The organism is Actinacidiphila glaucinigra, from assembly GCF_035918135.1.
GTDB classification, from domain to species: Bacteria; Actinomycetota; Actinomycetes; order Streptomycetales; family Streptomycetaceae; genus Actinacidiphila; species Actinacidiphila glaucinigra.
In genome coordinates, this window is record NZ_CP109144.1 from 6260440 (window position 1) to 6283225 (window position 22786).

Below are 22786 nucleotides of genomic sequence, written 5' to 3' on the forward strand. Positions count from 1 at the left end.
GGACCAGACCGCGCTCACACCGCCGGACGATCACCGTCAAAGCGGCCATAACGCCAGGTAACAGAGCCGGGGCCTGGCGGATACTCTCTCTAGGGCGGATCAGGCCGGCCGGGAGCACCGGGAAAGGCAGGCGGCGTGCTGGAAGGGCGACGGGACACCAGGTTCGGGCGGCTGCTGCGGCACGGCTTCAGCGACGCCGTGGCCGCCGAGGCGCTGCTGGGCGGCGAGCAGCTCGCCCCGGTGCGCAGCGACCCGGTCCTGCTCGACGCGCTGGGCGCCACCGCCGACCCCGACCAGGCGCTCGCCTCCCTCGTACGGCTCGTCGAGGCCCTCGACCCCGGGGAGCGGCGCACCCTCCTCGACACGCTCACCACGGCCAAGCCGCTGCGCGACCGGCTGCTCGGGGTGCTGGGAGCCTCCACCGCGCTCGCCGACCACCTGACCCGGCATCCGCGCGACTGGCACGCCCTGGTCACCTACGAGCACGCCGACCTGCACCCGGGGACCACGGAGTTCGAGCGGGGACTGGCCGGGGCCGACGACCCCGAGTCGCTGCGCGTGGCCTACCGGCGCTGCATGCTGGGCATCGCCGCCCGCGACGTGTGCGGCACCAGCGACCTGGTGCAGACCGCCGCGGAGCTCGCCGACCTCGCCACCGCGACGCTGCGCTCCGCCCTGGCCATGGCCGAGGCGGAGGCGCCGGCCGACGCCGCGCTGTGCCGGCTGGCGGTGATCGGCATGGGCAAGTGCGGCGGCCACGAGCTCAACTACATCTCCGACGTCGACGTCATCTTCGTGGCCGAGGCCCGCCCCGAAGCCGACGAGGCGAAGGCGCTGCAGGCCGCCACCCGGTTGGCCTCGCGCATGATGCGGATCTGCTCCGACACCACCGTCGAGGGCAGCATCTGGCAGGTCGACGCCAACCTGCGCCCCGAGGGCCGGCGCGGCCCCCTCGTGCGCTCCCTTTCCAGCCATCTGGCCTACTACAAGCGCTGGGCCAAGACCTGGGAGTTCCAGGCGCTGCTCAAGGCCCGCCCGGTCGCCGGCGATCCGGCGCTGGGCCGGGAGTACGTCGAGGCGCTGTCGCCCATGGTGTGGCAGGCCGCCGAGCGCGACCACTTCGTCCAGGACGTGCAGGAGATGCGGCGCCGGGTCGTGGAGAACATCCCCGTGGCGCACCTCGACCGCGAGCTGAAGCTGGGCCCCGGCGGGCTGCGGGACGTGGAGTTCGCGGTGCAGCTGCTCCAGCTGGTGCACGGCCGCACCGACCCGTCGCTGCGCAGCGGTACCACCCTGACCGCGCTGTCCCAGCTCGCCGCCGGCGGTTACGTGGGGCGCGCGGACGCGGCGGCGCTCGACACCTCGTACCGCTTCCTGCGGACGATGGAGCACCGCATCCAGCTCCACAAGCTGCGCCGCACCCACCTGGTGCCGGAGGACGTGGCCGACCTGCGGCGGCTCGGCCGCTCCCTGGGCTTCCGCGCGGACCCGGTGACGGAGCTGCAGCGGGAGTGGCGGCGGCACGCCCGGGAGGTGCGCCGCCTCCACGAGAAGCTCTTCTACCGGCCGCTGCTCGACGCGGTCGCCCAGCTCGCCCCCGGCGAGGTGGGCCTGTCCACGGACGCGGCCAAGCAGCGCCTGGAGGCGCTCGGCTACGCCGACCCGGCCGCCGCCCTGCGCCACCTGGAGGCGCTGGCCTCGGGGGTCAGCCGCAAGGCCGCCATCCAGCGGACGCTGCTTCCGGTGCTGCTCGGCTGGTTCGCCGACTCCGCGGACCCCGACGCGGGCCTGCTGAACTTCCGCAAGGTCAGCGACGCCCTGGGCCGTACTCCCTGGTACCTGCGGCTGCTGAGGGACGAGGGTGCCGCCGCCGTCAACCTCGCGCGGGTGCTCTCCTCCGGGCGGCTCGCCCCCGACCTGCTCATGCGGGCACCGGAGGCGGTCGCCCTGCTCGCCGACGACGAGGGGCTCCAGCCGCGTACGCGCGGCGCCATGGACCAGGAGGTCCTGGCCGCGGTCCACCGCGCGGACTCCGCCGAGCAGGCCGTCGCCGCGGTACGCGGAGTGCGCCGCCGCGAGCTGTTCCGCACCGCGGCCGCGGACCTGGTCGGAGTCCACCGCGACGACCCCGACGCGATCGGCGCCGCCCTCACCGACCTCAACGCCGCCGCCGTCACGGGTGCCCTGCAGGCCGCGGTCAACGCCGTCGAGGCGGCCGAGGGCGAGCCCCTGCCGACCCGGTTCTCCGTCATCGGCATGGGCCGCTTCGGCGGGCGCGAACTGGGCTACGGCTCCGACGCGGACGTCCTGTTCGTCCACGAGCCGTACGAGGGCACCGACGAGCACCGGGCCGCCAAGGCCGCGCTCAAGGTCGCCAACGAGCTGCGCAGGCTGCTGCAGATCCCCACCACCGACCCGCCGCTGCTCATCGACGCCGACCTGCGCCCCGAGGGCAAGAGCGGACCGCTGGTGCGCACGCTCGGCTCGTACGCCGCCTACTACCGGCGCTGGTCGCTGGTCTGGGAGAGCCACGCCCTGCTCCGCGCCGAACCGGTCGCGGGCGACGAGGACCTGGGCGCCCGCTTCATCGGCCTCGTCGACCCGCTGCGCTATCCGGCCGACGGGCTGCCGGAGGAGGCGGTCCGCGAGATCCGCCGGCTCAAGGCCCGTATGGAGTCCGAGCGGCTGCCGCGCGGCGCGGACCCGACGACCCACGCCAAACTGGGGCGGGGCGGGCTCAGCGACGTCGAGTGGACGGTGCAGCTGCTGCAGCTCCGGCACGGCGCGCAGTTCCCCGGGCTGCGGACCACCCGCACCCGGCCGGCGCTGGCGGCGGCCGAGGCGGCGGGGCTTGTCGCCGCCGAGGACGCCGAGGTGCTGGACGCCGCCTGGATCCTGGCGAGCCGGATGCGCAACGCCGTCATGCTCGTCCGGGCCCGCGCCGGCGACACCTTCCCCGGCGACGGCAAGGAACTCGCCGCGGTGGGGCGGTACCTCGGCTACGAGCCGGGCCACGTGGGCGACATGGTCGAGGAGTACCGCCGGGCCACGCGCCGTGCCCGCGCGGTGGTCGAGCGCCTCTTCTACGGCACGGACTAGGCCGGCGCCCGGCCGGCGCCCGGCGCCCGGTCAGGCCGTGGCGACGCGGACCTGGCGCGGCAACCGGTAGGCGAGCCCCCCGTAGACGGCAAAGGAGGCGGCGAATCCGACCCCGAGGCAGAGGGTGCCGCCGGCCGCGTCCAGCCAGAAGTGGTTGGCGGTGGAGACGATGACGAGCAGGGTGACGACCGGGTAGAGCACACCCAGCACCCGCACCCAGGCCCGTCGCGCGAGCATGGCGACGGTGATGCCGCACCACAGCGACCAGCCGATGTGCATCGAGGGCATGGCCGCGTACTGGTTGGAGACGTGCGCCAGGTCGCCCGACGCCATCGACCCCCAGGTGTGGTGGATCTTCACGGTGTCGATGAACCCGCCGCCCTCCATCAGCCGGGGCGGCGCCAGGGGGAAGAAGTAGTAGCCCAGCAGCGCGATGCCGGTCGTCACGAACAGGACCAGCCGGGTCGGCGCGTAACGCCCTGGGTGCCTGCGGAAGAGCCACACGAGCACCGCCAGGGTGACGATGAAGTGGAGCGTCGCGTAGTAGTAGTTCATCCCGACGATGAGCCACGTTACCGAGTTCACGGCATGATTGACCGCGTGCTCGAAAGCGAGCCCGAGGGACTGCTCCAGGTCCCAGACGTGGCTCGCGTTCCGCATGGCGTCGTCCTGCTGCTCCGGTACGGCGTTGCGCACCAGTGAGTAGATCCAGTAGCTGACGGCGATCAGCAGGATCTCGAACCACAGCCGGGGACGGCGTGGTGCCAGCAGTCCGTTGCCCGTCGTCGCTCCATCGGCGTCACGGGAATCGATGGAGCGCTGCGGTACGCCGCCACTGCGGTGGGCCATGATCTTCGCGGTCGATTCCCCCATGGGGCGATAGTCTGCCATGCGGTCCGGTGCCGTCCGATCAACCCCCGGTGGGATTCCGTGCATCCCGAGTACGCCTCCCGGCCGACTGCTGTACGGGTACGGCTGCCCCCGCCTGGGGACCTGATGCCGTCGAACCGCGGACGACCAGTTCGGGCAGGAAGACGAACTCGCTGTGCGGGGCCGGGGTACCGCCGATCTCCTCCAGCAGGGCGCGCACGGCGGCCTGGCCCATGGCCGTGACCGGCTGCCGGATGGTGGTGAGCGGCGGATCGGTGAAGGCGATCAGCGGGGAGTCGTCGAAGCCGACGACGGAGACGTCCCCGGGGACGGACAGCCCCAGCTGCCGGGCCGCGCGGACGGCGCCCAGCGCCATCATGTCCGAGGCGCACACCACGGCCGTGCAGCCCGCGTCGAGCAGACCGGAGGCGGCCGCCTGACCACCCTCGAGGGTGAACAGCGAGTGCTGGATGCGTTCGGCCGCCTCGTCGGCGGCTATCCCGAGGACCTCCTCCATGCTGCGCAGGAAGCCCTCGATCTTGCGCCGCACGGGGACGAACCGCTTGGGGCCGACCGCGAGGCCGATCCGCTCGTGGCCGAGCGACGCCAGATGGGTGACGGCCAGGCGCATGGCACCGCGGTCGTCGGGTGAGACGAACGGTGCCTTGATCCTGGCGGAGAAGCCGTTGATCAGGACGAACGGCACGCTCTGGCCGTGGAGCCGGTCGTAGCGCGCCGTGTCGGCGGTGGAGTCGGCGTGCAGCCCGGAGACGAAGATGATCCCGGCGACGCCGCGCTCGACGAGCATCTCGACGAGTTCGTCCTCGGTCGAGCCGCCCGGCGTCTGGGTGGCCAGCACCGGGGTGTATCCCTGCCGCGTCAGGGCCTGCCCGATGACCTGGGCGAACGCGGGGAAGATCGGGTTCTCCAGCTCGGGCGTGATGAGCCCGACCAGGCCCGCGCTGCGCTGCCGCAGCCGCACCGGCCGTTCGTACCCCAGCAGGTCGAGGGCGGCCAGCACGGACTGGCGGGTGGCGGCGGAGACACCTGGCTTGCCGTTGAGGACACGGCTGACGGTCGCTTCGCTCACCCCCGCCTGGGCTGCGATGTCGGCAAGCCTTGCGGTCACAGGATTGGACTGTACCGGTCGCATCTCAGATCGCCCACCAGATGCACGAATCAGCCGGAAGACGGACGGATCCGCCGGTGAGGGCGACGGGCTCGGAGGAGAGCACCGGCCGCCCCGGAACGCGGAGTTGGACCGGCACCGGATGGGTGTTGACGGTGCACACCAGGCCGGGCCGGGAGAACGCGAGCACCCCCTCCGGGGCGTCCAGCCAGCGCATCGGCCCGTCGCCGAGGCCGGGCAGCTCACGGCGCAGCCGCAGCGCCGAGCGGTACAGCTCCAGCGTGGAGTCGGGGTCGCCGGTCTGCGCCTGGACGCTGAGGCCGCCCCAGCCCGCGGGCTGGGGCAGCCAGCCGGCGGCCGGGCCGAAGCCGTGGCTGGGGCCGTCGGTGGTCCACGGGATGGGCACCCGGCAGCCGTCGCGCAGCCCGTCCTGACCGTTGTCCCGGAAGAAGGAGGGGTCCTGGCGGACCTCGTCGGGCAGGTCGGTGACCTCGGGAAGGCCCAGTTCCTCGCCCTGGTAGACGTAGACCGAACCGGGCAGCGCGAGCATCAGCAGGGCCGCGGCGCGGGCCCGGCGCAGCCCGGCCGCGCCGTCGCCGTAGCGGGTGACGTGCCGGACCACGTCGTGGTTGGAGAGCACCCAGGTGGTGGGGGCGCCGACGGAGACGGTGGCGGCGAGGGACTCCTCGATCACCGTGCGCATCGCCCCGGCCTCCCACGGGCACTGCAGGAAGTGGAAGTTGAAGGCCTGGTGCATCTCGTCGGGGCGGACGTACAGGGCCATGCGCCCGGCGTTCGGCGCCCAGGCCTCGGCGACGCCGATGCGCTCGGCCGGCAGTGCCCCCGGCCGGGGGTCGGGGGAGTAGGAGTCCAGCAGCCGGCGCCAGGCGCGGTGGATCTCGTGGACCCCGTCCTGGTCGAAGAAGGGGAGCGTCTGGGAGCCGATCATCTTGACCTGCTCCTTGCGGCCGATGTCGGGCAGGCCGGCCGCCTTGACCATGCCGTGGGCGACGTCGATGCGGAAGCCGTCGACGCCCAGGTCCAGCCAGAAGCGGAGGACGGCGTCGAACTCCTCGCGGACCTCCGGGTGCTCCCAGTTGAGGTCGGGCTGCTCGGGCGCGAAGAGGTGGAGGTACCAGTCGCCGTCCGCGACCCGGGTCCAGGCGGGGCCGCCGAAGACCGACTCCCAGTCGTTGGGCGGCAGTTCGCCGTGCTCGCCCTTGCCGGGGCGGAAGTGGTAGCGCTCACGGGCCGGCCCCCCGCGCCGGTCCGTGAGCGCCGCCCGGAACCACGCGTGCCGGTCGGAGGTGTGGTTCGGGACGATGTCGACGATCACCCGCAGGCCCAGCTCGTGGGCGGTGCGGATGAGCGCGTCGGCGTCCGCGAGGGAGCCGAAGAGGGGGTCGACGCTGCGGTAGTCGGCCACGTCGTAGCCGCCGTCCGCCTGGGGGGAGGCGTAGAAGGGGGTCAGCCACACGGCGTCGGCACCCAGCTCCGCCAGGTACGGCAGCCGGGCCCGGATGCCGGGCAGGTCGCCCACGCCGTCACCGTCGCCGTCGGCGAAGGAGCGTACGTACACCTGGTAGATGACGGCGCTGCGCCACCAGCCGGGAGCGCGCCCCTCGGGGGCGGCCGGGGTCTCGTCGGTCGCGTCGTGGATGACGGGGGCGAGCTCTTGGGTCATGTCGGTCCCTCGTGAGTCGGCGCCGGTCCCTGCCGATGATTCCGATCCTCCGCGTGATCGGCAATGCCTTTCAGGAATTTGCGGAAGATCTCGTAACGGCTTCCAGGACGGTGAGCGTCCCACGGTGCGTCTCCCGTCTGCAACTGTGAGGACACGCAGATGTAACGATCGGAAGATCTTGCAAGTCTTTGCAGCAAGGTCTTTCGTCGGGCTTTCTTCCCTGTTACGTTCCTCGACAGCCCGGCCGCCGCAAAGGCGCAGTCGGCAGGGGGGACGCGGCGACGCGCCCCGCACCATCACGGGCTTTCATCCTGGAGGAGATCACATGCGGCGTGGCATAGCGGCCACCGCGCTGATTGCGGCGTTCGGGCTCGCGGCGACGGCTTGCGGCGGCGACGGCGGCAGTGACAAGGCCGGCGGTCCCGTCACCATCACCTGGTGGGACACCTCGAACGCGACGAACGAGGCGCCGACCTACAAGGCCCTGGTCGCGGAGTTCGAGAAGGCGAACCCGAAGATCAAGGTCAAGTACGTCAACGTCCCCTTCGACGCGGCGCAGAACAAGTTCGACACCGCCGCGGGCAGCAAGGGCGCTCCGGACGTGCTCCGCTCCGAGGTCGGCTGGACGCCCGCCTTCGCCAAGAAGAGCTACTTCGTCGCGCTGGACGGCACCGACGCCCTCGCCGACCAGGACAAGTTCCAGGCCTCCCTGCTGAAGCAGGCCCAGTACGAGGGCAAGACCTACGGTGTGCCGTTCACCACGGACACCCTGGCCCTGGTCTACAACAAGAAGCTGTTCCAGGAGGCCGGCATCGCCGAGGCCCCCAAGACCTGGGACGACCTGAAGGCCGCCGCGGGGACGATCAAGAAGAAGGCCGGCGTCGACGGCTTCTGGCTGAACACCGCCTCGTACTACGCCCAGCCGTTCCTGTACGGCGAGGGCACCGACATGGTGGACACCGCCGGCAAGAAGATCACCATCAACGGCGAGGCCGCCGCCAAGGGCCTGAAGACCTGGCAGGGCATGTTCTCCGGCGCCGGCCTGCACAAGGCCGACACCACCGCCGACTCCTACGCGCACATCCAGGACGCCTTCGTCAACGGCAAGGTCGCCGCGATCATCCAGGGTCCCTGGGAGATCACCAACTTCTACAAGGGCTCCGCGTTCGCCGACAAGAACAACCTCGGCATCGCGCCCGTCCCGGCCGGCTCCTCCGGCTCGGCCGGCGCCCCCACCGGTGGCCACAACCTCTCGGTCTACGCGGGCTCGGACAAGGCGCACCAGGAAGCCGCCATCCAGTTCGTGAAGTTCATGACCTCGGCGAAGAGCCAGACGCAGATCGCCCTCAAGAACTCCACCCTGCCGACCCGCTCGGACGCCTACACCGCCGAGGTCACCGCCGACCCGGGCGTCAAGGGCTTCCAGTCGGTCCTGTCGGTCGCCCAGCCGCGGCCGGAGCTGCCGGAGTACGGCTCCCTGTGGGGCCCGTTCGGCGAGGAGCTGACCAAGGTCGCCGGCGGCAAGGAGCCGCTGGACAAGGGCCTGGACAACGCGGCCACCGCGATGGCCAAGCTGCTGCCCGACTACAGCAAGTGATCCCCGCGGCCGCCGGTCCCGCCCCCTTCCGGGCGGGGCCGGCGGCCACCGGCTGTTCCACCCGGTAAGAAACCCCGTAGAAGAGGGCCAACGATGACAGTCGCCGCCCAGGGCACGGCCGCCAAGACCCGCGGTTCCCACGAGCCGCGCCCCGGTCCGATCAAGCGCCTCAAGCGCTCCTACCAGAAGTACTGGTACGCGTACGCGATGATCGCCCCGGTGGTCGTCGTGCTCGGCGTGCTGGTGGGCTACCCGCTGGCCCAGGGCTTCTACCTCACGCTCACCGACGCCAACAGCCTGAACTCGGCCCGCACCATCGGCGTCAACCACATCGACGCCACCTACGAGTTCATCGGCCTCCACAACTACGCCGACATCCTGTGGGGCCCGACGGCGTACGACCGCTTCTGGTCCCACTTCATCTGGACGGTGATCTGGACCGCGGTCTGTGTGACCCTCCACTACGGCGTGGGCATGGGCCTGGCCCTGCTGCTCAACCAGAAGCTGCGCGGCCGCACCTTCTACCGCATGATGCTGATCCTGCCCTGGGCGGTGCCGACCTTCGTCACCGTCTTCTCCTGGCGGATCATGCTCAGCGACTCCGGAGTGGTGAACTCCTTCCTCGGCGCCCTCCATCTGCCGCAGCCGCAGTGGCTGGAGGACAGCACCTTCCAGCAGATCGCCGCGATCGGCGTCAACACCTGGGTCGGCGTCCCCTTCATGATGGTCTCCCTGCTCGGCGGCCTGCAGTCGATCCCCTCAGAGCTGTACGAGGCCGCGGAGATGGACGGCGCCAACGCCTGGCAGCGCTTCCGCAACGTCACCCTGCCCGGACTGCGCTCGGTCAGCAGCACCGTCGTCCTGCTCGGCATCATCTGGACGTTCAACCAGTTCGCCATCATCTACCTGCTGTTCGGCAGCGGGGCCCCCGACGCGCAGATCCTCGTGACCTGGGCGTACTACCTCGGCTTCGGCCAGCAGCCGCGCGACTACGCGCAGTCCGCCGCCTACGGCGTCCTGCTGCTGTCCGTCCTGGTCGTCTTCACCGCCTTCTACCGCCGCTGGCTCGCTCGCAACGAGCAGCTCGCCGGCTGAGGGGATCAGCAGCATGAGTACCACCACCAAGACGACGGTCCCGGGCCCCGGCCTCGGCGGCGACCCGCTCGACCCCCCGGCGCCGCCGCGCCCGAAGCGGATCCGCGGCCGCGGGCAGCGCAGCCGCACCGCCTCGGTGCTGTCGCACGGCGTGCTGATCACCGCCAGCCTCATCGCGCTGTTCCCCATCGCCTGGCTGGTCTTCCTGTCCCTCGGCCCGGACAAGGACGACTACCTGCACCCGGGCCGGATCCTGGACAAGGCGGGCTTCGCCAACTACTCCTTCGTCCTGGAGCACACCAGCTTCTTCACCTGGATGGGCAACACCGCCATCATCGCTGGCGCCACCTGCGTCATCGGCGTGATGATCGCCGCCACCACCGGCTACGCGGTCTCCCGGATGCGCTTCCCGGGCTACAAGAAGTTCATGTGGGCCCTGCTGGTCACCCAGATGTTCCCGGTCGCCGTGCTCATGGTCCCGATGTACGTGATCCTCTCTGACCTGGGCCTGATCGACACCTACGGCGGCCTGATCCTCGTCTACTGCAGCACGGCCGTGCCCTACTGCGCCTGGATGCTCAAGGGCTACTTCGACACCATCCCCTTCGAGATCGACGAGGCGGGCCGGGTCGACGGACTCAGCCCCTTCGGCACCTTCTGGCGGCTCGTGCTGCCGCTGGCCCGGCCCGGACTCGCGGTCGCCGCCTTCTACACCTGCCTCACCGCCTGGGGCGAGGTCGCCTTCGCGACCACCTTCATGCTCGACGACGGCAAGTACACCCTCGCCGTCGGCCTGAGCAGCTTCGTCAGCGAGCACGACGCGCAGTGGAACCTGATGGCCGCCACCGCGGTCCTGATCGCCATCCCTGTCAGCGTCGTCTTCTACCTCGTGCAGAAGCACCTGGTCACCGGCCTCACCGCCGGCGCGGCCAAGTCCTGACCCGTACCACCCGTATCCCCTGGGGCGCCCGGCCCGACCGGCCGGGTGCCCCGACCCCGACCCATCGCCGCACCGAGCCTTCCATCCTCCAAGGGATCACCATGACCCAGTACCTGGCGGACTCCACCCGTCACCCCCACACCTCCGACCAGCCCGTGGCCACCACGGACTGGTGGAGAGACGCGGTCATCTACCAGGTGTACCCCCGCAGCTTCGCCGACGGGAACGGCGACGGCATGGGCGACATCCCCGGCATCCGCGAGCGCCTGCCGTATCTGCGCGACCTCGGCGTCGACGCCGTCTGGCTGAGCCCCTTCTACGCCTCCCCGCAGGCCGACGCCGGCTACGACGTCGCCGACTACCGGGCCATCGACCCGATGTTCGGCACCCTCCACGACGCCGACGGCCTGATCCGCGACGCCCACCGGCTGGGTCTGCGGATCATCGTCGACCTGGTCCCCAACCACTCCTCCGACCAGCACGAGTGGTTCAAGCAGGCGCTGCGCGAGGGCCCCGGCTCCCCGCTGCGGGCGCGCTACCACTTCCGCCCCGGCAAGGGCGAGGACGGCGAACTGCCTCCCAACGACTGGGAGTCCGTCTTCGGCGGCCCCGCCTGGACCCGTGCCGCGGACGGCGAGTGGTTCCTGCACCTGTTCGCCCCGGAGCAGCCGGACTTCAACTGGGAGCACCCGGCCGTGCGGGACGAGTTCCGCTCGATCCTGCGCTTCTGGCTGGACATGGGCGTCGACGGCTTCCGCATCGACGTCGCGCACGGCCTGGTCAAGGCCGACGGCCTGCCCGACATCGGCGCCCATGAGCAGCTCAAGCTCCTTGGCAACGATGTCCTGCCCTTCTTCGACCAGGACGGCGTCCACGAGATCTACCGCTCGTGGCGGCGCATCCTCGACGAATACTCCCCCAGCCTGCGGCCGGGGGTGCCCCCACGCCCGCGCATCGCCGTCGCCGAGGCCTGGACCCCCACCGTCGAGCGCACCGCCAACTACGTCCGCTCCGACGAACTGCACCAGGCCTTCAACTTCCAGTACCTCGGCACGAAGTGGGACGCCGCCGAGCTGCGCGAGGTCATCGACCGCTCGCTCGACGCCATGCGCCCGGTCGCCGCGCCCACCACCTGGGTGCTGTCCAACCACGACGTGGTCCGCCACGCCACCCGGCTGTCCTCCGACGGGAAGAGCCACGACCTGCGCCGCGCCCGCGCCGCCTCGCTGCTGATGCTGGCGCTGCCCGGCTCGGCGTACGTCTACCAGGGCGAGGAACTGGGCCTGCCCGAGGTCACCGACCTGCCCGACGAGGCCCGTCAGGACCCGGCGTTCTTCCGCGCCGCGGGCCAGGACGGCTTCCGCGACGGCTGCCGTGTCCCGATCCCGTGGACGGTCGAGGGCACGAGCTTCGGCTTCGGCAGCGGTGGCAGCTGGCTGCCGCAGCCGAAGGGGTGGGCGCGGCTCAGCGTCGCCGCGCAGACCGGCGACCCGGCCTCCACGCTGGAGCTGTACCGCTCCGCCCTGCGGCTGCGCCGCGAGCGGGACGGCCTCGGCGCGGGCGAGTCGGTCCGGTGGCAGGACGCCCCGCAGGGCGTGCTGTCCTTCCGCCGGCCCGGCTTCGCGTGCACCGTCAACACCACGGCCGCGCCGGTGACACTGCCCGTGCCGGGCGCGCTCCTGCTGGCCAGTTCTCCCGTGGAGGTCACGGCGGACGGGGTCGTCGTCCCGGCCGACACGACCGTCTGGTGGGCCGTTTGACGTGCGTCGCGGTCGCATAGGGTCTGTAGGTGTGAACACCACAGCTCGACTCGCCGACATCGCGGCCCAGGCGGGGGTCAGCGAGGCCACCGCCAGCCGCGTGCTGAACGGGAAGGCGGGGGTCGCCCCCGCCACCCGGCAGAAGGTGCTGGCCGCACTGGACGTGCTCGGCTACGAGCGTCCGGTGCGGCTGCGCCAGCGCAGCGCCGGCCAGATCGGGCTGATCACCCCCGAGCTCAACAACCCGATCTTCCCCGCCTTCGCCCAGGTCATCGAGCAGAACCTGACCGGCTACGGCTACACCGCGGTGCTGTGCACCCAGCACCCCGGCGGCTCCACCGAGGACGAACTGGTGGAGGCGCTCGTGGAGCGCGGGGTGCGCGGCATCGTCTTCCTGTCCGGGCTGCACGCCGACGTCACCGCCGACCCCGAGCGCTACGCTCGCCTGCTCGGGCAGGGCGTTCCCTACGTGCTGGTCAACGGCTTCAACCCGGCGATCGCCGGACCCTACATCTCGCCGGACGAGCGCGCCTCGGCGCGCATCGCCGTCCAGCACCTGGTGGAGCTCGGCCACCAGCGCATCGGCCTGGCCGTCGGCCCCAACCGCTTCGTGCCCGTGCACCGCAAGGTCGAGGGCTTCGTCGAGGCGCTGGGCAGCCTGCTCGGGCTCGGCGAGGAGCAGGCCGCGGAGTACGTCCGGCACACCCTCTTCTCCGTGGAGGGCGGCCACGCCGCCGCCGGGGCGCTGCTGGACCGGGGCTGCACGGGCATCGTCTGCGGCAGCGACCTGATGGCCCTGGGTGCGGTGCGCGCGGTGCGGGAGCGCGGGCTGACCGTCCCCGGGGACGTCTCGGTCGTCGGCTACGACGACTCGCCGCTGATCGCCTTCACCGACCCGCCGCTGACCACGGTCCGCCAGCCGGTCGAGGCGATGGGCGCGGCCGCGGTGAACGCCCTGCTGGAGGAGATCGGCGGCAACCCGGTCCAGCGCTCGGAGTTCGTCTTCCAGACGGAACTGGTCGTCCGCGGTTCCACGGGCCAGGCGCCCGGCGGCGGCCGGCGTTCCTGACGGCGGGGCCCGCCGGGCATCGCGCGTCCCGCGGGTAGATGCCGAGGCGGGCCCTGGACCTGCCCCGGGCGGGGCGCAGCGGGGTGACTTCGTCGGTCCTGGGCCCGCCCCCGTATCGGTGGCGACCGGTCCAGCCGGCCGGGCGCGTGGGACCCGCCGTCAGGGGCGGACCCCCGGCCGGCCGAACCGGGCTGAAGAGGAACGTAACAGCCGCTCCGGCCAGGACGGAAGGCCCCTGCAGAAACTTTCTGCAAGATTCTGCAGGGGCCTTGCGCAAGGGCGTGACCGCAGGTGGGAGGCCACATGGCCTTCGGTCGGGGGCCGCTCAGGGTGCGATGCCCACACCGTCCAGGCGGCTCCACGCGCGCTCCTGGGCGGCGGACAGCGCCGGCCAGTGCCGCGCCCCCGGCCGCGGGTACACGCGGGAGGCGTAGGGGCGCGGGACGTAGCCCGGCTCGAAGAAGCACCCGGTGCCGTAGGCGGCGTCGAGCGCCGGGCAGGCGGCGGCCACCGAGCGGGGCGTGGGCTTGTGGCCGGTCCGCACCCAGGTCGCCAGCGACCGCATCGCGGCGGCGTACTCGGAGGAGCTCAGCTCGCTGTGCTCGCTCTCCCGCGTGAAGTTCTGCACCAGCAGCCTTCCGCGGTGGGCGCCCTCCAGGGAGGCCCGGTAGGCCGCCTCGTGCTCGACGAAGGCGGTCGGGTCGTCGATGGCGTGGACGGTGAGCACGGGGATCGACACGGCGCCGGTGACGTCGCTGTCGAAGGACAGGTCCCGCCGGGCCGCCGGGTCGGCGGCGAAGCGCTCCACGCCGGCGTTGAGGGCCGCGTCGTCGTGCGAACCGGTGTAGCGGACCGTGGTGTTGCCGAACGGGTTACGGCCGCCCAGCCGGTTGTGCACGATGTCGCGGAAGGTGAAGGTCGCGAACCGCAGGTGCGACTCCAGCGTCCGCTCGGGAAGCCTCGTCACGGCCAGGATGTCGTCGAGGTTGCGCTGCTGCAGGGCGGTGCGCTCCTGCGGGGTCGAGGAGTAGCCGGTGCACTCCTGCAGGCGGGCGCGGAGGCCGGTGGCCGTCATCGTGGAGTCGGCGCGCAGCCCCATCCACAGCGGGTACTGGGGCTCGGTGGGCCTGGGGTGGTTGCCGCAGTAGTACTGGTAGACCACGCGCAGGTCCACCCGGTAGTCGTAGCCGCGCGAGCCCCCGCCCAGGACGCCGCTGGTCAGCAGGGCGCCGTCGTAAGGCGATCGGTGACCGGCCGCGTGGATCTCGGCGACCTTGGCCGCCACGTTCCCGCCCCAGGACTGGCCGTGGACGAACGTCCGGCGCGGCGCGCCGAAGCGCTGCACGAACAGCCGTCGCACGTTCTCGGTGTCCTCGGCCGCCATCCGCGTGCCGTAGCCGCCGCGGCGGTAGGAGGAACCAGCCCAGGCGTAGCCCTCCTTCACCATGACCGACCAGCGCGCCAGGTCCCCGACGCTCCGTTCCGGGTCGGAGGTGTCGCCGAGGTCGGGGCCGCCGTGGGCGTGGACGACCAGGGAGCCGTTCCAGTCGCGCGGGACGGCCATCGCGTAGTGGGCGCCGTTCGCGTCCTGGCCCCGGTAGCAGGTCGCCTGCGCCGCGAGCTCGGCCGGGCAGTCGGCGGGGGCGGGCGCCGTCCCGGCGGCCGCCGCGGGCGGGGGGCCCGCGAGCCCGGTGGCGAGGAGGGCGGCGATGCCCCCGGCCGCCAGGGCGATGCGGCGTCGTGCGGTTCCGGAACCGGTGCGTTGTGGGGAATGCCCGGTGAACATGGTCTCGTCCTCCCGTGGTCGCCCGGCGCGTCGTCGCGCGGGGGCCCCGATGTTTCGGGACGCGGTGGCGGGGGTCCAGAGCCGTGGCCATTGCGTTCATAGTGTTCGGTGATCCGCAGCCGCGGGAGGGCCGTTGACGGGGCGTCAGCAGGTGTGCACCGTCGCGCCGGCGGGTCTGTTGGAAATCCTTGCGACATCTTGCTGTAAGCCCTTCGCAAGGAGTACGGTCCCGGTCACTGGTCCGGCACCGCTGCCGGACGAGGGCTCATGGCGCGTGGGCTCCCAGAGGTACAACCGTCCGCACACGGATTCCGCAAGGAGAACCCCCCGTGGCCCAGCACACCGGGCTGCCCGCGTCCACGCGCCCACGCGCGCGCGGACGCGGAGCCGCAGCCGTCGCGGTGGCGGCCCTCGCCGCCGCCTTCGCCGTCCCCGCCTCGATGCCCGCCGCCCAGGCGGCCGCCCCGCCCCCGCCGCCCTCCGACGCGGCGCTCGCCGCCCAGGCGGCGCGTCACGACCTCACGCGGGAGCAGTTCTACTTCGTACTGCCGGATCGTTTCGCCAACGGCGACCGGTCCAACGACGGGGGCGGCCTGACCGGCACCCGGCTCAGCACCGGCTACGACCCCGCCGACAAGGGCTTCTACCAGGGCGGCGACCTCAAGGGGCTCACCGACCGGCTCGACTACATCAAGGGCCTCGGCACCACCGCGATATGGATGGCGCCGATCTTCAAGAACCGGCCCGTACAGGGGACGGGTGACCAGGCATCGGCCGGCTACCACGGTTACTGGATCACCGACTTCACCCAGGTCGACCCGCACTTCGGCACCAACGCCGACCTCAAGGCCCTGATATCCAAGGCCCACGCCAAGGGCCTGAAGGTCTTCTTCGACGTCATCACCAACCACACCGCCGACGTCGTCGACTACGACGAGAAGTCCTACGGCTACCTCTCCAAGGGCGCCTTCCCCTATCTGACGAAGGACGGCGTGCCCTTCGACGACACCGACCACGCGAAGGGCGGAAAGGGTTTCCCCGCCGTCGACCGCGACTCCTTCCCCCGCACCCCCGTCGCCACCGCGAAGGACAAGGTCCCGGCCTGGCTCAACGACCCGACGATGTACCACAACCGGGGCGACTCCACCTTCGCCGGGGAGAGCTCCGAGCAGGGCGACTTCTCCGGCCTGGACGACCTGTGGACCGAGCGTCCCGAGGTCGTGAAGGGCATGGAGGAGATCTATGAGAAGTGGGTCCGCGACTTCGCCGTGGACGGCTTCCGCATCGACACCGTCAAGCACGTCGACCTGCCGTTCTGGACCCAGTGGGCCACGGCCCTCGACGCCTACGCCGCGAAGCACGGCCGCGAGGACTTCTTCATGTTCGGCGAGGTCTACTCCGCCGACACCTCCATCACCTCCCCGTACGTCACCCAGGGCCGCCTCGACTCGACGCTCGACTTCCCCTTCCAGGACGCGGCCCGCCAGTACGCCTCCCAGGGCGGCTCCGCGGCGAGGCTCGCCTCGGTCTTCGGCGACGACTACAAGTACACGACCGACAAGGCCAACGCCTACGAGCAGGTCACCTTCCTCGGCAACCACGACATGGGCCGCATCGGGACCTTCCTGCGGCAGGACAACCCGAAGGCCGACGACGCCGAACTCGTACGCCGGGACCGGCTCGCCAACGAGCTGATGTTCCTCTCCCGCGGCAACCCGGTCGTCTACTACGGCGACGAGCAGGGCTTCACCGGCGCCGGCGGCGACAAGGACGCCCGCCAGACGCTGTTCGCCTCCAAGGTCGCCGACTACCTCGACGACGACCAGCTGGGCACCGACCGCACCCACGCGAGCGACGCCTACGACACCGGCGCTCCCCTCTACCGGGCGATCGCGAAGCTCTCCGCACTCCGCAAGGCCCATCCGGCGCTCGCCGACGGCGTCCAGACCGAGCGCCATGTCACCGACGGCGCCGGGATCTACGCCTTCTCGCGCACCGACCCGAAGACCCGCGCCGAGTACGTCGTCGCCGTCAACAACGCCACCGAGGCGCGGACCGCCGACATCCCCACCGGCTCCGCGAACACCCCCTTCACCGCCTTGTACGGCACCGAAGCCTCCGCAACCAGCGGCGCCGACCGCAAGATCGGCGTGACCGTCCCGGCGCTGTCCACCGTGGTCTACAAGGCGGGCAGGCCGCTCGGCGCCCCCGCAGCTTGGCCCGCGCTCACCCTGAAGGCCCCCGCGGCGGGCGCCACCGGCACCGTCGAGCTCTCCGCCGATGTCGACGGCGGGCAGCTGAACCGGGTCGTCTTCGCCGCACAGACCGGCAACGGCCCGTGGAAGGTCCTCGGCTCCGCGGACCACGCGCCGTACAGGGTCACCCAGACGGTCGGCGACGACGTGACGCCCGGCACCGCGCTGCGGTACAAGGCGGTCGTGATCGATTCCGCCCGCCGCACCGCGAGCGCCACCGCCGAGACCACCAGCGGCGCCCCGGCCGTGCCGGAGACCCCGGTGGCGAGCAGCCGCGACCACGCCGTCGTCCACTACAAGCGCGCCGACAACAACTACACGGACTGGCGCCTGTACGCCTGGGGCGACATCGCCGACGGCGAGGGCACCACGTGGCCGGCCGGCCACGACTTCATCGGCCGCGACGCCTACGGCGCCTTCGCCTACGTCAAGCTCAAGCCGGGCGCGTCCAGCGTCGGTTACCTCGTCATCGACAAGGACGGGAACAAGGACGTCGCCGCCGACCGGTTCATCGACGTCACCAAGAACGGTGAGATCTGGGTGGAGCAGGGCAAGGAGGCCGTGGCCACCCAGGCCCCGTCCGGCACCGAGCCGGGGCAGGACAGGACGAAGGCGGTCCTCCACTACCACCGGGCGGACGGGGACTACGCGGGCTGGGGCCTGCACACCTGGACCGGCGCCGCGAACCCGACCGACTGGCCGAGCCCGCTGCAGCCGGTGCGGACCGACGCCTACGGCGCGGTCTTCGAGGTGCCGCTCGCCGCGGGCGCCACGTCGCTCAGCTACATCATCCACAAGGGCGACACCAAGGACCTGCCCGCCGACCAGTCGCTCGACCTCACCGCCAGTGGGCACGAGGTGTGGCTGCTGAACGGCACCGAGAAGTACCTGCTGCCCGCCACCGCGGGCTCCTCCGCGGACCTCGACCTCTCCTCGGCCAAGGCCCAGTGGATCGACGCCGGCACCGTCGCCTGGAAGACCGGCGACACCGCCGCGAGCCACCAGCTCGTCTACGCCCCCGGTGGCGGCCTGACGATCAAGGACGGCGCCCTGTCCGGCGAGGGCCACTGGCTCCGCCTGCAGCGCGTCGAGGGCGGCCTGACCGACGCGCAGAAGGCCCGCTTCCCGCACCTGAAGGACTACCAGGCCTTCACGATCGACCCCCGTGACCGCGACCGCGTCCGCACCGCCCTCACCGGCCAGGTCGTCGCCACCCAACGGCTGGCCACCGGGGCGCTGCTCTCCGCCACCGGCGTCCAGATCCAGGGCGTCCTGGACGACCTGTACGCGGCCAAGGCGACCAAGGCCGCCCTCGGCCCGGTCTTCACCCACGGCAGGCCCACCCTGTCGGTGTGGGCCCCCACCGCCCAGTCCGTCGCCCTGGAACTGGACGGACGCACCGTCCCGATGCGGCGCGACGCGTCCACCGGCGTGTGGAGCGTGACCGGCGAGCGGAGCTGGACCGGCAAGCCGTACCGCTACGTGGTGAAGGTGTGGGCGCCCGGCGTGCAGAAGGTCGTCACCAACGAGGTCACCGACCCCTACTCGGTCGCCCTGACCGCCGACTCGAAGCAGAGCCTGGTGGTCGACCTCGACGACGCGAAGCTCGCCCCGGGAGGCTGGTCGCACCTGGCCAAGCCCAAGGCGGTCGGCCTGAACAACGCGCAGATCCAGGAACTCCACATCCGGGACTTCTCCGTCGCGGACTCCACCGTCCCCGCCCGGGACAAGGGCAGGTACACCGCCTTCACCGACACCGGCTCCGCGGGCATGACGCACCTGAGGGCGCTGGCGAAGTCCGGGGTCTCCTACGTCCACCTGCTGCCGGCCTTCGACTTCGCCACCGTCGCCGAGAAGAGCGCCGACCAGGCCACCGTCGACTGCGACCTGGGCGCCTACCCGGCCGACTCCGACAGGCAGCAGGAGTGCGTGGCCGCGGTCGCCGCCAAGGACGCCTACAACTGGGGCTACGACCCCTTCCACTACACCGTCCCCGAGGGCTCCTACGCCACCGACCCGGACGGCACCCGGCGCACCGTCGAGTTCCGGAGGATGGTGCAGGGCCTCAACAGGGCGGGCCTGCGGGTCGTCATGGACGTGGTCTACAACCACACCGCCGCGAGCGGCCAGGACGACAAGTCCGTCCTCGACCGGATCGTGCCCGGCTACTATCAGCGCCTTCTCGACGACGGCACCGTCGCCGATTCCACCTGCTGCTCCAACACCGCGACCGAGAACGCGATGATGGGCAAGCTGGTCGTCGACTCGATCGTCACCTGGGCCAGGGAGTACAAGGTCGACGGCTTCCGCTTCGACCTGATGGGCCACCACCCGAAGGCGAACATCCTCGCCGTCCGCAAGGCGCTGGACGCGCTGACCCCCGCGAAGGACGGCGTCGACGGAAAGAAGATCATCCTCTACGGCGAGGGCTGGAACTTCGGCGAGGTCGCCGACGACGCCCGCTTTGTGCAGGCCACCCAGAAGAACATGGCCGGCACCGGCGTCGCCACCTTCTCCGACCGGGCCCGCGACGCGGTCCGCGGCGGCGGCCCCTTCGACTCCGACCCCGGTGTCCAGGGCTTCGCCTCCGGCCTGTTCAACGAGCCCAACGGCTCCGCCGCCAACGGCAGCGAGGCCGAGCAGCGGGCCCGCCTGCTGCACTACCAGGACCTCATCAAGGTCGGCCTCACCGGCAACCTGAAGTCCTTCTCCTTCACCGACAGCAGCGGCAAGGAGGTCAGGGGCGCCGAGGTCGACTACAACGGCTCGCCCGCCGGATACGCGGACGCCCCGGGCGACGCCCTCGCCTACGCCGACGCACACGACAACGAGTCCCTGTTCGACGCGCTCGCCTTCAAGCTGCCGAAGGGCACCTCGCCCGCCGACCGGGCGCGCATGCAGGTCCTCGCCGAGGCCGTCCCCGCCCTCTCCCAGGGGCCGGCGCTCTACCAGGCGGGCTCGGACCTGCTGCGCTCCAAGTCCCTGGACCGTAACTCGTACGACTCCGGCGACTGGTTCAACGCCGTCCACTGGGACTGCGGCGCGGGCAACGGCTTCGGCCGCGGCCTGCCGCCCAGGGCGGACAACGAGTCCAAGTGGTCCTTCGCCGGGCCGCTGCTGACCGCGGACACGCTCCGGGTCGGCTGCGCCGAGATCACCGCGGCCTCGGCCGCCTACCGGGACCTGCTGCGGATCCGCTCCACCGAGCCGGCCTTCGGGCTGACCACGGCGGCCCAGGTCCAGGAGCAGCTGTCCTTCCCGCTCTCGGGGCAGGACGAGACCCCGGGTGTGATCACCCTGCGGGCCGGGCGGCTGGTCGTGGTCTTCAACGCGAGCCCGAAGGCCCAGGACCAGCGGGTCGGCGCCCTCGCCGGGAAGGGCTACGCCCTCCACCCGGTGCAGGCCACCGGCTCCGACGCCGTGGTGAAGCGGTCCTCCTACGACACCGCGTCCGGCACCTTCACCGTGCCGGGCCGCACCGTGGCGGTGTTCGTCCGCACGTAGCGACACGTTCCGTCACCGCCCGGCCGGCGAACCGCTCCCCGCGGGCTCCGGCCGGGCGGTGCTGCGTACGGGCGAAGTGCGTGTCCATCCGGATGAATCGGCGGCGGGTCGGCTCCGGTGGGCGATTCGCCAGGGGTACGTATCCGCGCGGCTCCGGTGACGCACGGTGATTTCCGTCCCCGGGTGGCCTCGTTCCCGTCGTCCCCTGGAGGACCCTTGAAGCGGCGCCAGCGAATATCGCTCTCCACTCTTCCCGCCCTGCTCGTCCTGCTCGTCGGCACCCTGCTGGGCACGGTGGCCTCGGCCCACGCCGAGGACTGGGGGCCGGGCGCACAGCTCGCGGCTCCCCCCGGGCGCCCCGCCGCGGGCCACGGACCGGGCCCGGGAGCCGCGGGCCACGGACCGGGCCCGGGAGCGGGTGCCCCCGGGCGCGTTCCCGGTGGTCCGGAGAACCCGCGCATCTGCATCGGTGCCACCTTCACCGACCCCAAGTTCTTCTGCGGCGACCCCCGGCTCGGTCCGCGGCAGCTGCCCGCCAAGGGGCTGCTCGGCGCGATGCTGACGGACTACCGGCGGCTCGACGGGCAGAACGCCAACGGCTTCCTGCGCACCTGGTTCGACTTCGCGGCGAACAGCTACAAGTTCCCGCCCAACGACGGCTTCCTCCCCGGCGGCCCCGTCGCGGTGATCAACCTCGCCGTGGGGCAGCGGATCGACCGCTTCGGCGGCGAGGGCGGACGGTTCCTCGCACCGGCGGGATCGCCGTACTCCCAGCGCTCCATCGCGCCGTCGAACCTCAACACCTTCGACCCGGGCTACCCCTTCAACTACCACCTGTACAAGGTCGTCAGGCCGTTCGCGGTCTCCGCGGGGCCCGTGGCGCCCTTCTACGGGCAGCCCGGCAACGGCCTCCAGTACGTGCTGCCGCTCGGCGACAGCGTGGCCAACCGCATCACCAACGGCGACCTCATCCGGCTGAACTGACGGGTGCGGCGATGGACCGGCGTGAGCTGTGCGACGCCCTCGCCTCCGCGGGGGTGCCCGGCGGGCTGTACGAGATCCCCGGGTTCCACGAGTTCGACCTGAGGCCCCCGGACTTCAGGTACCTCCGGCAGGAGGACGACGCGTGGGTGGTCGGCAACGTCGAGCGCGGAGTGCACGACCCGCACCGGCGCTTCGCCACCGAGGACGCGGCCTGCCACTACCTCTACGAACAGCTCACCGACCGCGGGCCCGGTCCGGGCCCCGGCGCCGACGAGGAGATGGAGGAGGTCCTGCGCGACCGGGAGGAGATCCGGCGGGCGGCCCATGACAGCTATGAACGGGCCCGGCGCCGGCGGAACTGATGCGGCCGGCCCCTGCGGCCCGCCGACGCGGAGCGGCCCGCCCCGGGATCCGGGGCGGGCCGCCCGCACGTCCGCGGCCGTCGCTACAGCGCCTTCTCCAGCAGCGTCACCGCGTACGGGCTGCCCTTGCCGCCCTGCTTGTGGGGCTGCTCACCGACGACGGTGTAGCCCGCGCCCTCGTAGTACGCCCGCAGCCGCGGGTTGCCCGCCACGCAGTCCAGCCGCGCGTACGGGCGGCCCTCCTCGGTGATGCGGCGCTCCGCCCGGTCGAGCATGGCCCGGCCGAGGCCGCGCGGGGCGGCCGTCCGGTCCACCATGAGGCGGTGGACGTAGCCCGCGTCCGGGGGGCGTAGCCCCCAGGCGTGCTCGTCCGTCCACCACAGCTCCCAGGCGCCGACCACCCGGTCCGCGCTCGCGGCGAGCCAGACCTCGCCCGCCGCCATGCGGGCGCGGAAGTGACCCTCGTCCATCTCGCCGGGCTTCCACTGGTCGATGCCGTGCTCCTGCATCCAGCGGGCGGCGTCGTCCCGGAGGCGGACGAGGAGGGCGGCGTCGCCGGGCAGCGCGAGGCGGAAGGAGAGGTCGTTCATCCCTCCATTGTCCGGGAACCGTTTCCGGGCCTTCGCCCGGCCGGGCCCGCGAGGGCCGGGCC

General features: G+C 72.0%; 14 protein-coding genes. 9 read left to right on the forward strand and 5 right to left on the reverse strand.

The window, feature by feature from the left end; all coding sequences use genetic code 11:
* Nucleotides 1-135: 135 nt before the first annotated feature.
* Complete coding sequence (locus OIE69_RS28165; RefSeq protein WP_326576695.1) at nucleotides 136-3099, forward strand: bifunctional [glutamine synthetase] adenylyltransferase/[glutamine synthetase]-adenylyl-L-tyrosine phosphorylase; 2964 nt, start codon at nucleotides 136-138, stop codon at nucleotides 3097-3099.
* Nucleotides 3100-3129: 30 nt separating this feature from the next.
* Here the strand turns inward: OIE69_RS28165 and OIE69_RS28170 are convergent, their stop codons facing one another.
* The 3 genes from OIE69_RS28170 to OIE69_RS28180 are packed head-to-tail and all read right to left on the reverse strand — an operon-like array spanning nucleotide 3130 to nucleotide 6782.
* Entirely contained in the window at nucleotides 3130-3972 is an 843-nt protein-coding gene (locus tag OIE69_RS28170; protein ID WP_326576696.1) for a phosphatase PAP2 family protein, read from the reverse strand.
* Between the two features lie 37 nt (nucleotides 3973-4009).
* Nucleotides 4010-5098, reverse strand: a complete 1089-nt coding sequence (locus OIE69_RS28175; RefSeq protein ID WP_326576697.1) for a LacI family DNA-binding transcriptional regulator — start codon at nucleotides 5096-5098, stop codon at nucleotides 4010-4012.
* A gap of 25 nt (nucleotides 5099-5123) precedes the next feature.
* Entirely contained in the window at nucleotides 5124-6782 is a 1659-nt protein-coding gene (locus OIE69_RS28180; protein WP_326576698.1) for a glycoside hydrolase family 13 protein, read from the reverse strand.
* A 325-nt stretch (nucleotides 6783-7107) separates the two neighbouring features.
* Between OIE69_RS28180 and OIE69_RS28185 the strand changes: the two genes are divergently transcribed.
* The 5 genes from OIE69_RS28185 (at nucleotide 7108) to OIE69_RS28205 (ending at nucleotide 13243) form a co-directional block, all read left to right on the forward strand.
* Nucleotides 7108-8379: an extracellular solute-binding protein gene (locus tag OIE69_RS28185; RefSeq protein ID WP_326576699.1), complete on the forward strand. Its 1272-nt coding sequence runs from the start codon at nucleotides 7108-7110 to the stop codon at nucleotides 8377-8379.
* 93 nt (nucleotides 8380-8472) lie between these two features.
* Nucleotides 8473-9474, forward strand: coding sequence for a carbohydrate ABC transporter permease (locus OIE69_RS28190; protein ID WP_326576700.1), 1002 nt, complete (start codon nucleotides 8473-8475; stop codon nucleotides 9472-9474).
* A 13-nt stretch (nucleotides 9475-9487) separates the two neighbouring features.
* The gene (locus OIE69_RS28195) at nucleotides 9488-10414 is read left to right on the forward strand and encodes a sugar ABC transporter permease (protein ID WP_326576701.1); all 927 of its coding nucleotides are present in this window, start codon (nucleotides 9488-9490) and stop codon (nucleotides 10412-10414) included.
* Between the two features lie 101 nt (nucleotides 10415-10515).
* Nucleotides 10516-12174: a glycoside hydrolase family 13 protein gene (locus OIE69_RS28200; RefSeq protein WP_326576702.1), complete on the forward strand. Its 1659-nt coding sequence runs from the start codon at nucleotides 10516-10518 to the stop codon at nucleotides 12172-12174.
* A 31-nt stretch (nucleotides 12175-12205) separates the two neighbouring features.
* Nucleotides 12206-13243 (forward strand): LacI family DNA-binding transcriptional regulator, encoded by a 1038-nt coding sequence (locus OIE69_RS28205; RefSeq protein WP_326576703.1) that lies wholly within the window; start codon nucleotides 12206-12208, stop codon nucleotides 13241-13243.
* A 325-nt stretch (nucleotides 13244-13568) separates the two neighbouring features.
* On the opposite strand, the gene OIE69_RS28210 is transcribed toward OIE69_RS28205, so the two are convergent.
* Nucleotides 13569-15029 carry an alpha/beta hydrolase gene (locus OIE69_RS28210; protein WP_326576704.1) on the reverse strand — a complete coding sequence of 487 codons (1461 nt, stop codon included), beginning with the start codon at nucleotides 15027-15029 and terminating at the stop codon, nucleotides 13569-13571.
* A 329-nt stretch (nucleotides 15030-15358) separates the two neighbouring features.
* Between OIE69_RS28210 and pulA the strand changes: the two genes are divergently transcribed.
* The 3 genes from pulA to OIE69_RS28225 all read left to right on the forward strand — a co-directional run bounded on the left by pulA (nucleotide 15359) and on the right by OIE69_RS28225 (nucleotide 22134).
* Entirely contained in the window at nucleotides 15359-20788 is a 5430-nt protein-coding gene (gene pulA / locus OIE69_RS28215) for a pullulanase-type alpha-1,6-glucosidase (RefSeq protein WP_326576705.1), read from the forward strand.
* A 216-nt stretch (nucleotides 20789-21004) separates the two neighbouring features.
* Nucleotides 21005-21772 carry a TNT domain-containing protein gene (locus OIE69_RS28220; protein WP_326576706.1) on the forward strand — a complete coding sequence of 256 codons (768 nt, stop codon included), beginning with the start codon at nucleotides 21005-21007 and terminating at the stop codon, nucleotides 21770-21772.
* A gap of 11 nt (nucleotides 21773-21783) precedes the next feature.
* Nucleotides 21784-22134, forward strand: a complete 351-nt coding sequence (locus OIE69_RS28225; protein WP_326576707.1) for a hypothetical protein — start codon at nucleotides 21784-21786, stop codon at nucleotides 22132-22134.
* An 83-nt stretch (nucleotides 22135-22217) separates the two neighbouring features.
* Here OIE69_RS28225 and OIE69_RS28230 read toward each other — a convergent pair whose 3' ends face one another.
* Nucleotides 22218-22724, reverse strand: a complete 507-nt coding sequence (locus OIE69_RS28230) for a GNAT family N-acetyltransferase (protein WP_326576708.1) — start codon at nucleotides 22722-22724, stop codon at nucleotides 22218-22220.
* Nucleotides 22725-22786 lie beyond the last annotated feature (62 nt).

Coding starts and splice junctions, on each gene's coding strand:
- OIE69_RS28180 (WP_326576698.1), bottom strand. CDS start 6,782: ATGACCCAAGAGCTCGCCCCCGTCATCCACGACGCGACCGACGAGACC.
- OIE69_RS28225 (WP_326576707.1), top strand. CDS start 21,784: ATGGACCGGCGTGAGCTGTGCGACGCCCTCGCCTCCGCGGGGGTGCCC.
- OIE69_RS28210 (WP_326576704.1), bottom strand. CDS start 15,029: ATGTTCACCGGGCATTCCCCACAACGCACCGGTTCCGGAACCGCACGA.
- OIE69_RS28200 (WP_326576702.1), top strand. CDS start 10,516: ATGACCCAGTACCTGGCGGACTCCACCCGTCACCCCCACACCTCCGAC.
- OIE69_RS28230 (WP_326576708.1), bottom strand. CDS start 22,724: ATGAACGACCTCTCCTTCCGCCTCGCGCTGCCCGGCGACGCCGCCCTC.
- OIE69_RS28195 (WP_326576701.1), top strand. CDS start 9,488: ATGAGTACCACCACCAAGACGACGGTCCCGGGCCCCGGCCTCGGCGGC.
- OIE69_RS28185 (WP_326576699.1), top strand. CDS start 7,108: ATGCGGCGTGGCATAGCGGCCACCGCGCTGATTGCGGCGTTCGGGCTC.
- OIE69_RS28170 (WP_326576696.1), bottom strand. CDS start 3,972: ATGGGGGAATCGACCGCGAAGATCATGGCCCACCGCAGTGGCGGCGTA.
- OIE69_RS28190 (WP_326576700.1), top strand. CDS start 8,473: ATGACAGTCGCCGCCCAGGGCACGGCCGCCAAGACCCGCGGTTCCCAC.